The sequence below is a fragment of the Mesorhizobium sp. WSM4836 genome (assembly GCF_055811815.1).
The window spans coordinates 375,456-389,010 of sequence record NZ_JBVVQF010000001.1; the positions used below are offsets into that span (position 1 = coordinate 375,456).

General features: G+C 61.9%; 11 protein-coding genes and 1 pseudogene. 5 read left to right on the top strand and 7 right to left on the bottom strand.

Features of this window, described 5'->3' with window-relative positions:
• Nucleotides 1-119 precede the first annotated feature (119 nt).
• A complete protein-coding gene (locus tag AC0L2P_RS01925) occupies nucleotides 120-833 on the top strand; it encodes a transcriptional regulator NanR (RefSeq protein WP_473499562.1) in 714 nt (237 codons plus the stop codon).
• A 117-nt stretch (nucleotides 834-950) separates the two neighbouring features.
• Nucleotides 951-2,096 carry a GlxA family transcriptional regulator gene (locus AC0L2P_RS01930; RefSeq protein ID WP_473499563.1) on the top strand — a complete coding sequence of 382 codons (1,146 nt, stop codon included), beginning with the start codon at nucleotides 951-953 and terminating at the stop codon, nucleotides 2,094-2,096.
• Nucleotides 2,097-2,174: 78 nt separating this feature from the next.
• Here the strand turns inward: AC0L2P_RS01930 and apnL are convergent.
• From apnL to AC0L2P_RS01965, 7 genes and pseudogenes are all read right to left on the bottom strand, one after another.
• Nucleotides 2,175-4,068 (bottom strand): annotated as a pseudogene (apnL, locus tag AC0L2P_RS01935) (D-apionate lactonase).
• Nucleotides 4,065-5,099 carry a Gfo/Idh/MocA family protein gene (locus AC0L2P_RS01940; protein WP_473499564.1) on the bottom strand — a complete coding sequence of 345 codons (1,035 nt, stop codon included), beginning with the start codon at nucleotides 5,097-5,099 and terminating at the stop codon, nucleotides 4,065-4,067. Before AC0L2P_RS01940 ends, apnL begins: the two are co-directional and overlap by 4 nt.
• Before the next feature lie 2 nt (nucleotides 5,100-5,101).
• Entirely contained in the window at nucleotides 5,102-6,166 is a 1,065-nt protein-coding gene (locus tag AC0L2P_RS01945) for an ABC transporter permease (protein WP_473499565.1), read from the bottom strand.
• The gene (locus AC0L2P_RS01950) at nucleotides 6,163-7,707 is read right to left on the bottom strand and encodes a sugar ABC transporter ATP-binding protein (RefSeq protein WP_473499566.1); all 1,545 of its coding nucleotides are present in this window, start codon (nucleotides 7,705-7,707) and stop codon (nucleotides 6,163-6,165) included. The genes AC0L2P_RS01945 and AC0L2P_RS01950 overlap by 4 nt, the downstream gene beginning before the upstream one ends.
• A complete protein-coding gene (locus AC0L2P_RS01955) occupies nucleotides 7,704-8,357 on the bottom strand; it encodes a DUF2291 family protein (protein WP_473499567.1) in 654 nt (217 codons plus the stop codon). Before AC0L2P_RS01955 ends, AC0L2P_RS01950 begins: the two co-directional genes overlap by 4 nt.
• Before the next feature lie 113 nt (nucleotides 8,358-8,470).
• Complete coding sequence (locus tag AC0L2P_RS01960) at nucleotides 8,471-9,412, bottom strand: substrate-binding domain-containing protein (RefSeq protein WP_473499568.1); 942 nt, start codon at nucleotides 9,410-9,412, stop codon at nucleotides 8,471-8,473.
• A 262-nt stretch (nucleotides 9,413-9,674) separates the two neighbouring features.
• Complete coding sequence (locus tag AC0L2P_RS01965) at nucleotides 9,675-10,502, bottom strand: phosphogluconate dehydrogenase C-terminal domain-containing protein (protein WP_473499569.1); 828 nt, start codon at nucleotides 10,500-10,502, stop codon at nucleotides 9,675-9,677.
• Nucleotides 10,503-10,833: 331 nt separating this feature from the next.
• Between AC0L2P_RS01965 and AC0L2P_RS01970 the strand changes: the two genes are divergently transcribed.
• The 3 genes from AC0L2P_RS01970 (at nucleotide 10,834) to AC0L2P_RS01980 (ending at nucleotide 13,344) form a co-directional block, all read left to right on the top strand.
• Nucleotides 10,834-11,508 carry a DUF2161 domain-containing phosphodiesterase gene (locus tag AC0L2P_RS01970; protein ID WP_473499570.1) on the top strand — a complete coding sequence of 225 codons (675 nt, stop codon included), beginning with the start codon at nucleotides 10,834-10,836 and terminating at the stop codon, nucleotides 11,506-11,508.
• 143 nt (nucleotides 11,509-11,651) lie between these two features.
• Nucleotides 11,652-12,077: a hypothetical protein gene (locus AC0L2P_RS01975; RefSeq protein WP_473499571.1), complete on the top strand. Its 426-nt coding sequence runs from the start codon at nucleotides 11,652-11,654 to the stop codon at nucleotides 12,075-12,077.
• Nucleotides 12,078-12,153: 76 nt separating this feature from the next.
• On the top strand, nucleotides 12,154-13,344 hold the full coding sequence (locus AC0L2P_RS01980) for an NADH-quinone oxidoreductase subunit D (protein ID WP_473499572.1): 1,191 nt from the start codon (nucleotides 12,154-12,156) through the stop codon (nucleotides 13,342-13,344).
• Nucleotides 13,345-13,555: the final 211 nt, after the last annotated feature.

Genomic DNA, 13,555 nt, shown 5'->3' on the forward strand with positions numbered 1-13,555 from the left:
AGTACATAAGCATTGCAAGCCCTATCCAATCCCGCTGGATGGGCGAGCAGGCGACAGGCGTTCCCGAATTCCCGGCAGAAATGCTAGATATAGGCCGGTCAAAGGAGTGATTCGCGACGATGAACCGTTCGGAGCCGATCGTCCGGCGCAAGCTTTCCGACGAAGTATTCTTGAGGCTGAAGCGCTTGATCACCAGCGGCGAATTGCTGCCGGGTGACGACATGCCGTCGGAACGCGAATTGATGGAGCGCTTCGAGGTCGGCAGGCCGGCGATCCGCGAGGCGATGCAGGCGTTGAGCAATATGGGGCTGGTCGCGATCTCGCATGGTGAGCGGGCCAAGGTGCTGCAGCTGACCGCCAAGTCGATCATCAAGCAGGTCGATGGCGCAGCCAAGATCATCCTGTCGTCATCGAAGGACACGCTCGAGCACCTCAAGAACGCGCGCATCTTCTTCGAGCGCGGCATGGTCAGGGAAGCCGCTGAAAAGGCCACCGCAGAGGACGTGCAGCGGTTGCGGGCAACGGTCGCAGAACAGCGCAGCCATCGTGGCGACTCGGAAGCCTTCATATCCGCCGACATGAAATTCCACACCCAGATCGCGGCAGTATCCGGCAACCCGATCTATGTCGCCGTCAGCGAAGCAATGCTTGGCTGGCTAAAGGAATACCACACTGAAATGCTGATCTGGACCGGCAAGGAAAAGTTCACGCTGACCGAGCACGAAGAGATCGTCGGATGCATCGAAGCCAAGGATGCGGATGGCGCCGAGAAGGCGATGATCAAGCACCTCGAACGCTCGCGCGCGCTCTACGTGATGAATTCCGGCAACTGAAATCAAGCGCAGGTCCTGACCGGCGTCGCGGTTCGGACCCTTGTTCTCGGCCTTCTGACTGACCACAGATCAGCCTGAGCCCGGACCAGCGCAGTTTTATATTGCCGTCTGAATCCGATGTATTTCAACGATTTCAGCATTGCATCTTCCCAGCCATGGATTTCGCGGCCCGCTTTCGTCAGCAAGGCCGTCCACGGCCGTTCAGGAGGCGCCGCGCTTTTTCTCGGATTGGCAATTCTGGCAAAGACTATGCTAGACTTGCCATCCGACGAGAACGATACCGGGAGGACCGCGATGGCTGACAGGAGCCTGCATGTCGTGATCTGGCTGCCGTCGAATTTCTATTCGGCCGTTGTCTCGACGCTTGTGGAGATGTTTCAACTTGTGAATGACGTCTGCCATTCACAGGTTCTTTCCTGTGAGTTCGTTTCGAGGGGCGCGCCGTCCATATCAAGCACCGGAATTTCCTTCCCGACGAAGGCTCAACCATCCCGGAAAATGGATGTCTTGATTCTCATTGCGATGCCGGGTGTCGAGATTCCGGAGCTTCTGCGCTCGCTCGACGAGGAGAGTGAACATTCAACACCGCTGATCGCGCTCGCGCAGCAGCAGGACGCAATCATCGCAGCACATTGCGGCGCATGTTATCTGCTCGCCAATTCGGGATTATTGGACGGTAAACGCGCAACGATATCCTGGTGGCTGAAAGCCGAGGCAAGCCGCCGGTTCCCGCAGGTGCGATGGGACGCTTCCCGCCTGCTCATTCGCCAGGACCGCCTTTACACATGTGGAGGCGGGTTTTCCGGACTCGAACTCGCCAGGGCTTTGCTGATCGATCTGGGCTTCTCGAAGGAGGAGCGGATCATTCGAAAACTTCTGGTCCTGCCGCCGCCGCGCCAATTCCAGAGTCCCTACGAATTTTCTCTCGACGAAATTTCGAACGAGGCCAGCCCATTCGAGAACAAGCTGCGCGAGCTCTCGAAAGACAAGATGGCGGAAATCGATCCGAAATTTCTCGCAACCGAATTGGGCATGTCTTCGCGAACCCTGTCTCGCAGATTTGTCGACGAACTCCAGACAACGCCGGGAAAATGGATCCAGGAGCGGCGGCTGGAGTCGGCAAAATCCATGCTTGAGGAAACGAAACTGAGCGTTTCAGAAATTTGCTATCGGGTGGGATATCAGGACGTCGCCTCGTTTAGCCGTCTTTTTTCCAGGACAACTGGAATGGCACCAGGCGAGTTTCGAAAGCAAATCCGGTGACAAGTCGGCAAGGGAAGTGCTGCGGCTGCGGGCAATCGCTACGGAAGTGCGGCTATCCATGAGCCCCGGCAAATGACTTCAGCCGATCCGGACGATTGCGTAGGGCGTCATCACAAGACGGTCTCGGTCCGACGCGTCTCGCTGAATCTGGCGTGACGTTCGTCCATCCCAGATCTTCAAAAGGCCCTGATCGGAGCCGAGCCCGGAAAGGTCGACCGGAACATCGTCCGGGGCAAGGTTCGCCAGCCAGACGATGATCTTGTCTGTCTGGGAGCGGCCGGCCAGTGCCAGCACCCGCGTCTCATCGCTCGTTGTCGCCGCCACTTGCGCATGGCCGGCCAGTTCGCAAAGTCCTTTCACCGCGTGGAAAATCGGCCGGGGTGTACCTTCTTCGACAGGTTCGCCCGACGAGGCCAGTACGCCGAATGGTCCGGTGAAGCTGCAGAGCGTGAGCATTTCGAGCCCTGCCGGCGCAACGCGGGCGGCATAGCCGATCGTCCATGCGGCCCCGAACAGCCCGGCATGGCGAGGGCCGCGGTCGGCCATGGCGATGCGCTGACGGTCGGGATTGGGCTTGGTCGCACCGCCATAAGGGTTCTGGCGCATGGCTATGGTCGACGGCCCGATCCGATAAGGTTTTGGCCCGAAGATCGCCCGCACCGACGCGGCGATGAACGGCAATGCTTCCAGCGATTGCATGACGCTGAGATCGTCGGCGGCGTGCACGATCGGGCAGGTGCAATGCGTGACGAAATCGAGCGGGTCGGCCGGCACACACTTGCGATTGAGTTCGGTGAAATAGCTGAACATGCCGCCGCCGAGGCGGGTGTCGGGAAAGGCGCGCCGCGCCGCGGCATAGACATCTTCGAGCGGCGGGCATTGCGGCCACGCGCTGCCCGGCGGCGTCGACTGCCGGTCGACCGAGGGTGAGACGGCAATGGCCGAGAGCCTGAGCCCTGCCTGGCGCACCTTGTCGGCGACGCCTGAAAGCTCGGCGTCGAGATCGCCGTCGCCGGCGATGACACATTCGAGCGTTGTCCGGACCGGATAGGCGGCGGCGAGCCGCGCATAGGACCGCAAGGCGGCGAGCCCGTGACCGCGCGTCGGGTCAAAGTGGAACATCAATTGCTGCGGACCAAGCTCTGACAGCATCGGCAGCTTGCCCAGCACCGCCTCGACCTCGTCCGGGTAGATGATAACGCCGATATCCGGCAGCGCCGGTCCGGCTTGGCCGAGCGTGACACGAATCGGTTCGGCGCTTGCCACGGCAGCGGCCCTCTACCCGCAAGCTGATGGTTTGGCGGAAGGTCTTGCCGGCAGGCAGCACATAGGGCCACGGCAGCGCCAACGGCCGGACATAGGTCTTGTAGGAGGCATCCGACCAGTTGCGCTGGTCCTCCATCTCGAACACATCGCCCTCCATCCGGCATTCGGCGGTGACGCCCGGCCGGACCTCGTGGGTGATCGCCCGCAGATCCTTGAACGGCTGCCAGGGATCGATCAGTTCTGGAAGTCGCGTCGCGACCACGCTGCCATCGGTATGCTCGACCGTGACCTGGCTGCCTGCCAGGCCGGCGATCGGATGCAGGATGCAGAAGCCACAGCGATTGGTTTCGAAATCGCTGTCGGGACAGGCGCTCACGTCGAAGACCAATTGGCCATTGGCGGAGCCCTTGATGGTCGCACGGAAGTCGAGCCGGCTGCCGTCCGGTGCCCGGCAATTTGCCGAATAATTGACGGAAAAAGCCTCGGCATCCTGCTCGATAATAAGATTGGTGAGCGCCGGCTCGTAGGTGCCCCAGTCGCGATCCCTGACGATGTAGGCGATGGCACGCAGAACCTCGGTGCTGCCATGCCGGATGGTGCGCAGATTGCCGTTGACGAAGTCGGCCGTCAGCGTGCCGGCGCAAAGCCTGACCGGTTCGGCTTCAACTGCACGTGTACCATAGAGGAGGAAGGCGTCGGCTGTCATTTCAGCGAGGCGTCGAGTTGCACCAGCTCCCGGCTTGCGGCGCCGGCGTACGCTGCCTCGACCAGCGCTAAGGTCTTGAGGTTGTCCGCGCCCGAGGTCGCGGGCTCGGTTCCGTTGATCAGGCAATTGACCCAATGCCGCTGGATTGCGACGACGCTTTCCTGGATGTTGTGCCATGGTCGCGATGCCCAGGCCAGCAGCGGTGGCGAGACGTCGCTGACGACGGTCCCGCTCCTGCCGGTGACGGTGAGTTGGTAGCCCTGCGCCAACCGGATCGTGCCGTCGCTGCCGTCGATCTCGATCAGCGTCTCGGGGAAAGGTTCTGTCGCGAGCTTGCTGGCATAGCTGCAGTCGACCACGGAAGTGGCGCCGCTCGTGTGGTCCATCAGCATCGTCGCAACGTCTTCGCCGGCTATGCCGGGGTTGACGCGCGCCGTTCGCGCGGTGACCGTCGAGACGTCGCCCAGCAGAAAGCGGGCGATGTCGAGGATGTGGATGCCGAGATCCTCGATGATGAAGCGCCTTCCGGTCGCCAGATAGGGCTGGCCGGAGAACACGTCATAGGCCGAGCGGAACGAGACCCGTCCGAAGAAAGGGGTGCCGATTTCGCCGCTGTCGAGCACGGTACGCACCGCCTGGATCGGCGACTGCCAGCGAAAATTCTCATGCACCATCAGAGGCACGCCGGCGTCGGCACTGGCCTTCACCATCGCCTTGGCGTCGGCCAGCGTCGGCGCAAACGGTTTTTGGCAGATTACCGGAACACCGTGCTGCGCCGCCATCTCGACGAGCGTTCTGTGGCTTGGTGCGGTGGTCGCGATATCGACGAAGTCCAGCCTTTCGCCGGCAAACAGCGCAGCCGCATCGGTATAGCGCCGCGCGATCCCGAACTGGTCGCCGACGATCTTCAGCCGGTCCAGATCGCGGTCGCATATGGCGGCAATCGAGGCGCCCTCGACATCGCGCCAGGCATGCATCTGGTTGACGGCAAAGAAGCCGCAGCCGATCAGCGCTCCCCGCAGTTCCGCCACGCTCAGCCTGCCTTTGCCATCTGCATCAGCGTCACGCGGCTCTGCAGCCGGCGCTGCGCCTGGTCGACGACGACGGCAACGATGATGACCAGGCCCTTGATTACCATCTGCCAGAACGAGCTCACCCCCATCATCACCAGCCCGTCGGAGAGGATGCCGATAACGAAGGCGCCGACAATGGTGCCGCCGATGGTACCGCGTCCGCCCGACATCGAGGTGCCGCCGAGCACCGCGGCGGCAATGGCGTTGAGCTCGAAGCTCTCTCCGGTCGCCGGATGCGAGGCCATCAGTTCGGACGAGATGATCAGCCCGACGATCGCCGCGCAGAAGCCGGAGAACATGTAGACGAACATCTTCACCATGTTGACGCGGACACCCGAGATCCGCGCCGCCCGCTCATTGCCACCAACGGCGAAGATATGGCGGCCGAGCGGGGTGTATTTGGCGAGATAGGCCGCCCCCAATGCTACGCCGACCAAAATCCATATCGAAACCGGCAGGCCGAGCAGCCGGCCGGCGCCAAGAAAGCCGAACCCGGTGGTGCCGAGCTCGGGTTTGCCGACGAGATTGGGGAAGGTGCGGCCGTCGGACGACAGCAGCGCCAGGCCACGCGCCACATAGAGCACGCCAAGCGTGGCGATGAACGGCGCAACGTTAAGCCTGGTGATCAGCAAGCCATTGACGGCGCCGATCAATATGCCGACGGCAAGCGTGATCAGTGCGATCTCGAAGACGTTGAAATAGATGCTGTAGCCGACCTGCAGGTCGATGCCGTTCAGCACGAGATAGCCGGCCACCATACCGCACAGGCCGACGATCGAGCCGACCGACAGGTCGATGCCGCCGGTGATGATGACGAAGGTCATGCCCATTGCGAGGAATGCGTTCAGCGCCACGTGCTTCGACATCAGGATAAGATTGGCGGCCGAGAGGAAATTGGGGGCAGCTATCGCGAAGAACAGCAGCACGGCGATCAGCGCGATAAACGTCCTCGCCTTCATCAGCGTCAGCAGGACCGTGCCCCTGGACATGGAGGTGACCGCCGCCTTGGCTGGAATGTCAGTCATGCGCCTTGCTCTCCGTGCGGGACCGGTCCGTGACCGAAAGCCGAGGCAGCGACGATCGCGGCCTCCGTCGCCTCTGCGCGGTCGAAGATGCCGGTCAATTTTCCGTTGCTCATCACTGCGATGCGGTCGGACAACGCCATCACCTCATCAAGGTCCGAGGTGGCAAACAGAATCCCCAGGCCGTCGCGCGACAGCTTGCGCATGGTGCGGAACACGTCGGCCTTGGCGCCGACGTCGATGCCGCGGCTGGGTTCGTCCATCAGCAGCACTTTCGGCCCGGTGAGCAGCGCCTTGCCGATCACCACCTTCTGCTGGTTGCCGCCCGATAGCGACGAGACTTCCTGCGCCGGATCGGCGACCTTGATCGCCAGTTCGCGCACCGTCCGGGCCACCGCCTGTCTTTCGGCGGCACCGCGAATGTGGAACAGGCGCACGAACCGCGACAGGCTGGCCAGCGTCAGATTGTTGGCGACGGAGAGGATCGACACCAGCCCTTCGCGCTGGCGGTCTTCGGGAATCAGCGCCAGCCCGCGCCGGATGCGCCGCGTCGTGTCGCGCTCGTGCACTTTTTTGCCGTCAATGAATATCGCGCCGGTCGAATGGCCGTGACGGCCCATGATGCAATCGAACAGCTCGCTGCGTCCGGCGCCCATCAGGCCGTAGATGCCGAGGATCTCGCCGGCGCGCAGCGAGAGCGAGACATGATCGACCGCAAGTCCGCCGGTGACGCGCGGCAGGCAGAGGTCCTCGGCGCGGAATATCTCTGCGCCCGGCACATGGCCGTCGGCCTTGGCGAAGTCCTTGGCGTCCGAGCCGATCATCTGCCGCACAATCCACTGGGTGTCGACGTCTTTCATCTCCGCCTGGCCGGTGATGCGCCCGTCGCGCAGCACCGTGATGGTATCGCCGATGCGGATCAGTTCCTCGAGCCGGTGCGAGATGTAGACGATTGCCACGCCGCGTGCCTTGAGGTCGGCAATCACCTTGAACAGGATCTCGACCTCCGCCGCGCTGAGCGCCGAGGTCGGCTCGTCCATGATCAGGATGCGCGCATCGAGCGAAACCGCCTTGGCGATCTCGACCAGCTGCTGCTGGCCGATGCGCAGATCCTCGACCAGCATATCCGGCCGGATGCCGGCCTCCAGCCGTTCAAGGAACTCCGCCGCGCGGCGCTCCTGCTCTTTGCGGTCGATCTTGCGCAAGCGATTGGTGATCTCGCGGGTGGCGAAAATGTTTTCGGCGACCGTCAGATTGCCGAACAGATTCAGCTCCTGGAAAACCATGCCGATGCCGCGATTCACCGCGTCACCGGAAGACGCGAAGGAAACCTCCTTGCCGTCCAGCAGGATGCGCCCGAGCGTTGGCTGCTCGACGCCGGCAATGATCTTCATCAGCGTCGATTTGCCGGCCCCGTTTTCGCCGACTAGCACGTTCACCGCACCCTTGCGCACCTCGAAATTCGCACGTTTGACCGCGACGGTCCCCGAGTAGACTTTCGAGACATCCTCCAGCTTCAGGATGACGTCATGGTCGCCGGTCATGGCTTCGGCCCGATCTCTGCCTCCGCCGGCGTCACCAGCGGCAGGTCCTGACCACTGCCCGGCGTATAGGCGCCGAGGATCTTGACGCTGCGGCCCTCGAGTGCCTCGCGTGGCAGCTTGGAAAGCACGGTCTTGTCGGCATAGGCGTTGAAGGCCTTGCCGAACTGGGCGAAGTCGATCTGGTTGGTGAAATCGTTGAACTGGATGAAATCGAGGCTGTCGCGCAGTGCGGTTCCGCGCATGGCGGGGCCGATCTGCACCCGCGCGTCCGCCTTGCCGTCGCCGTCGGCATCGACATCCATCGTCGCCGCGCGCGACTGTGTGTTGGCTGCCACGACCTTGCCCTCGAGCCGAACGGCGAACGTCCACGGCGAATTCGCCTGCTTTTTCGGGTTGCCGTATTTGGCCCCGGCAGCGGCGGGATTGGCCTTGGCCAAGGCATGCACCTCGGGAAACGGCCCGGCCTTCTGCTGCAGATAGGGTATCACTTTCGCCGCCCAGATGTCCTCGACCATCTTGTCGGGATTGAACGCGGAGCGAGTGCCGCCGTTTTCCGCTGACGGCGTCGGCAGGATCTTGCAGGCGGTCAGGCTGACTATGGCTGCAAGGAACGACGCGACAAGGATCGGCCGGGTCAGCGTGTTGAACATGTCGGTTCGTTCGGCATGGCGGTCAGGAGCACCCAGAGAAATGGAAGCAAGGGCGAAATGGAAGCAAGGGACGAACCGGCGGCTCGTCCCTTGCTGCTTGATGTTACGCCGGCTCAGTTGGTAAGCGCGAACGTCTCCAGCTTGGCGGCATTGTCGCCATTGACAAGGACGCAGTCCATCAGCTGCTTTTCTTCTGCGGGAGACTTCTTGTTCTTGATGAAGTCGTTGGCCTGCTCGACCGCCATCTGCGCCTGCGCGAAGGCCGGCTGCAGGACTGTCGCCTTGATGCCGCCGGAGGTGATCGAGTCGCGCACGTCGTTTGACCCGTCGAAGCCGACGACGATCACGTCCTTGCGGCCGGCAGCGGCAAGTGCCGCATAGGCGCCCATCGCCATCGTGTCGTTGCCGGAGATCACGCCCTTGATATCGGGATTGGCCTGGAGGATCGATTCCATCTTTGAATAGGCCTCGGTCTGGCTCCAGTTGGCCGACTGCTGCGCCACCATCTTCAGGTCCGGATAGTCGTCGATGACGTCGTGGTAACCCTTGGAGCGGATGCCGGCATTGGTGTCGGATTCCTTGCCGACGAGCTCGACAAAATTACCCTTCTCGCCCATCAGCTTGACGAATTCCTGCGCGCCGAGCTGGGCACCCTGATAATTGTTGGAGACGATCTGCGCGACGGCAACGCCGGTGGCATTGATTTCGCGATCGATCAGGAAGGAAGGAACGCCTGCATCCTTGGCCTTCTGCACCGCGGCGACGGTGGCGTCGGCGCCGGCATTGTCGAGGATGATCGCCTTGGCGCCGCGGCCGATCGCCGTGTCGATCAATTCTGACTGCTTGTTGGCGTCGTCGTCATGGACGAGCACCAACGCCTCGTACCCGAGTTCCTTGGCCTTGGCCTCCGCGCCGACAGCTTCCGCCTTGAAGAACGGATTGTCGTGCGAGGGTGTGATGATGGCGATCAAATCCGCCGCATAGGCGGGTGCGGCGATGCCAAGCGCCAGCATGCCGGCAAAAGCCGCAAGCGTCATTCTGCGTGTCAGTTTCATGTATTCCTCCCGTTGAAAATCCGTGCCTTGTCCCAAGGCTATATGCATTCGATTTCGCTAGCCGGCCGTAGGTGCGGGTCGCGTCAGATTCACAAGCCTTTGCCGGCTTCACCTCGACGGATCGCTTCCCACTTCCTCACTCATCCAGCCCCTGAGCCTGCTGCGAAGCTTGACGGTCCTATCCATCGAACAGCTAAGCCAGCTGGTATAATGAGTCAATGACAATTTCAGGTGACATGTTCCGGATAACGCGTCGCTGCCCTCAAGTGATGCGCTGAATGCTCGCGGCAATCTCCTCCGGCTCGAACACCCGCTTCCAGTCGTCGCGCATCAGCACCGGCTTGCCGAACTCTATCGCTTTGTTGCAGGCGTCGGAGAACACGCCTTTGGTTTCGCCGAAGATGACGGCGCCAAGCACGTTCATATGGCCAAGCAGGAAATCGAGCGCCGCCTGCCTGTCGACCCCGCGCGCCACCACCTCGTCGACCGCCTCTTTCATGACGACGAGCAGCGAGGCGCATACCGTTTCCGAAAGGCCGGGCTCGAGCAGCGCCATCTGATCGACCGTGACGCGATGCGAGCGCATAACCGGTGCCCAGATGATCTTTGCGATCGCCTCACCCTTGGCGAAATCTTCCTCCGGTCCCTGCATCAAAGCGCTGACCATGTGCTGTTTGGCCTTGACGCCGCCGAAATAGTCCTTCTTGGCCGCCATGTCGGTCTCGTCGTTGAAGATCGGCGGATGGCACGGGTGGGTGACGAAATAAGTCAGGTCCGGTCGCTTCGGCAAATGCCCGGCGAAAGGTGCCGCGGCGTCGAGCACGACGACCATCGTGCCTGATAAAAGCTTGCTATCGATGCTTTCCGCGACCTTGCCGATGTGCGTGTCCGGCACCGCCAGGATCACCACATCGGCGCCATCAAGCGCCTCATCAGCGCTGACGGCATCGATACCGAGGCCCGACTTAAGCCGTTCGCGGCCGGCGTCGCTGACCTCGACATGGCGTATCGTATAGGGAGATCCGCGAAAATTGGTCGACAGACGGTAACCCATTTTGCCGCCGGCACCAAACAGCGCAATCGTTGTCATGTATCCGTTACTCCTGATTTCCAACGACGGCCCTGCCGATCGTCATCCTATTGACTTGTATGCACATTGCCGCCGGCTGGCGGATTAAAAACCGAAGAGCGGCCGCTCAATGACGATGCCCTGGAATTCTCGGGCGCCCGGATGTCCAGCACAGCGCAGCTACGCGGAGCATGCTACCTCAGGTACACATTATACCAGCATACCAACTTCGCAAGCGGCCGTGGCGGCTCTGACCACTTGTTTGGCCGTCGTTTACCTCCTGTTCAACGGCAAAGAGCGATCATCGCGCTGAACCGCCGCTCAGCGGGCTGATTCGCAGCGAACAAAGTCCATGCTCGAGATTTCACTCTACAGCCCGGTCAAGGCTTTCCTCGAAGGCCTGGGCTTCATGGTCAAGGGCGAGATCGGCGGCTGCGATCTGCTGGCGCTGAGTGCCGACTCTCCACCGATCGTCGTCATCTGCGAGCTGAAGCTGAAGTTCAATCTCGAGCTCATCCTCCAGGGCGTCGACCGTATGGCGGTGAGCGAGGAGGTCTGGCTCGCGGCGTGCATGTCGGCCCGTGGCAAGGGCCGCGAGAGCGATGTGAGATACCGCAATCTCTGCCGTCGCCTCGGCTTTGGCCTGCTTGGCGTGCGAACGAACGGCGAGGTTCAGGTGCTGCTCAGCCCCACGGCATTGGCTCCGCGTCGGGATCCCCGGCGCCGCTCGAAACTGATCGACGAACATCGGCGTCGGCAGGGCGATCCTGTCGCCGGCGGCGGCTCGCGTGTGCCGATCATGACCGCTTATCGCCAGCAGGCACTGGCATGCGCGGCAGCGCTTGCCGACGGCCCAAAACGGCCGCGCGACTTGAGGTCCAACCTGCCGAACGCACCCAAGATCCTGCTGCACAACGTGTATCGCTGGTTCGCGCGCACCGATCGCGGGATCTATGAACTGACCGCTCAGGGCCGTGAGGCATTGCAGCGCTGGCCGCAGACCGATCGCAGCCACACCGCCGCCTGAGACAGGCAACGCCGATTTCGCCCTGCTTTCCGCGACAATCACGGCTTCGGCAAGACAGCACCTCAGTCACGGAACCATATTTCGACACGATGGTTTTGTCGTCACCGAATTGATCGTCCGCTGAGCAAACGGAAGGAACGGCCATGCGCCTATCGACGACAATTGCCACGCTCTCGGCCCTGGCCCTTGCCTCGCCGGTCTATGCGCAAGCCGTGGGACCAGAGCTTGCCCCTGTCCCGCCGACTGCGCCGCAAACCCTGCCAGAGGAAGCCACGCCCGAAGGGACCACTCCCGACCAGGCTACACCTGACCAAGCCTTCTCCGCCCAGAATTTCACCGCGGTGACAATCGTGGCGATGGAGGATCTGCCTCCTGAAATCAAGGCACAGGCGGAGGCCGTCGTCACCCAGACCAGCGCCGAGGATTTGCGTATCCTGCAAAATTCGATCGACGCATCGCCGCAGGCGGCATCGGCGCTGGCTGCGAACGGGCTTAATTCCACGCAGGTCGTGGCAGCCAATATCGACGGCGACGGCACGCTGACGCTGATCATTCAGACGACGACGTGAGCGGCTGAAAGCGGCTGAAAGCGGACAAGCCGGGTCCAGCACGGAACCGAAGCCCGCCTGATCGCGGAGGACTGTCATGGCCGAGGCTGCAGTTCGCAACTTCACCATCAATTTCGGGCCACAACATCCCTCCGCTCACGGCGTCCTGCGGCTGGTGCTCGAACTCGACGGCGAGATCGTGGAACGCGCCGATCCCCACATCGGCCTGCTGCATCGCGGCACCGAAAAGCTCATCGAGTACAAGAACTACCTGCAGGCCTTGCCCTATTTCGACCGGCTCGACTACGTCGCGCCAATGAACCAGGAGCATGCATTCTGTCTCGCAGCCGAGAAGCTCCTCGAAATTTCGGTTCCGAAACGCGGCCAGCTCATCCGCGTGCTTTTCTGCGAAATCGGCCGGCTGTTATCGCACCTCCTCAACGTCACCACGCAAGCCATGGACATCGGCGCGCTGACGCCGCCGCTCTGGGGTTTCGCCGAACGCGAGAAGCTGATGGTCTTTTATGAGCGCGCGTCCGGTGCACGCATGCACGCGAATTATTTCAGGGTCGGCGGCGTGCACCAGGATCTGCCGCCGGAACTCCTCGACGACATCTGGAACTTCTGCGAGCCGTTCCTCAAGGTCTGCGACAATCTCGAAGAGCTGTTGACCGAGAACCGCATTTTCAAGCAGCGCAATGTCGATGTCGGCGTGATCGGACTCGATGATGCCTGGGCCTGGGGCTTTTCCGGCGTGATGGTGCGCGGATCCGGCGCCTCCTGGGATCTGCGCAAGGCGCAGCCATACGAATGCTATTCGGAGATGGATTTCGATATCCCGGTCGGCAAGCATGGCGACTGCTACGACCGCTATCTCGTACGCATGGAGGAAATGCGCCAGTCGGTCCGGATCATGCGGCAATGTTTGGAAAAATTGCGCTCAACCGAAGGTCAGGGGCCGGTCGCGATCCCGAACCGCAAGATCACGCCGCCGCCGCGTGCCACGATGAAGCGCTCGATGGAAGCGACGATCCACCACTTCAAACTTTATACCGAAGGCATTCGCGTGCCGGGCGGTGAAGTCTATACTGCCGTCGAGGCGCCGAAGGGTGAGTTCGGCGTCTACCTCGTGTCGGACGGAGGCAACGTTCCCTACCGATGCAAGATCCGCGCACCTTCCTTCGCCCACCTGCAAGCGATGGATTTCCTGTCCCGAGGCCATATGATCGCCGATGTTGCCGCGATCATCGGCTCGCTCGACATCGTGTTCGGAGAAATCGATCGCTAGTTTAGCCAAGTCGCCAAGATCTTCCCCGATCGCAGCATCGTTCGTCCTTAGCAGACAACGCAGGCAGGCAGGCCTGGACGGCGCTCGAACGCCCGTCCGGCGACGGCCCTCATTTGCGGCAGGCCAACTCAAATTCTCGCATCAAAACGGACGCATGGCCGCGACAAGGCGCAGCCAAGCGTCGAGGAGTTTCACAATCTGCGCGGTCTGA

Coding starts and splice junctions, on each gene's coding strand:
- AC0L2P_RS01930 (WP_473499563.1), top strand. CDS start 951: ATGTATTTCAACGATTTCAGCATTGCATCTTCCCAGCCATGGATTTCG.
- AC0L2P_RS01945 (WP_473499565.1), bottom strand. CDS start 6,166: ATGACTGACATTCCAGCCAAGGCGGCGGTCACCTCCATGTCCAGGGGC.
- AC0L2P_RS01965 (WP_473499569.1), bottom strand. CDS start 10,502: ATGACAACGATTGCGCTGTTTGGTGCCGGCGGCAAAATGGGTTACCGT.
- AC0L2P_RS01975 (WP_473499571.1), top strand. CDS start 11,652: ATGCGCCTATCGACGACAATTGCCACGCTCTCGGCCCTGGCCCTTGCC.
- AC0L2P_RS01980 (WP_473499572.1), top strand. CDS start 12,154: ATGGCCGAGGCTGCAGTTCGCAACTTCACCATCAATTTCGGGCCACAA.
- AC0L2P_RS01970 (WP_473499570.1), top strand. CDS start 10,834: ATGCTCGAGATTTCACTCTACAGCCCGGTCAAGGCTTTCCTCGAAGGC.
- AC0L2P_RS01950 (WP_473499566.1), bottom strand. CDS start 7,707: ATGACCGGCGACCATGACGTCATCCTGAAGCTGGAGGATGTCTCGAAA.
- AC0L2P_RS01960 (WP_473499568.1), bottom strand. CDS start 9,412: ATGAAACTGACACGCAGAATGACGCTTGCGGCTTTTGCCGGCATGCTG.
- AC0L2P_RS01925 (WP_473499562.1), top strand. CDS start 120: ATGAACCGTTCGGAGCCGATCGTCCGGCGCAAGCTTTCCGACGAAGTA.
- AC0L2P_RS01955 (WP_473499567.1), bottom strand. CDS start 8,357: ATGTTCAACACGCTGACCCGGCCGATCCTTGTCGCGTCGTTCCTTGCA.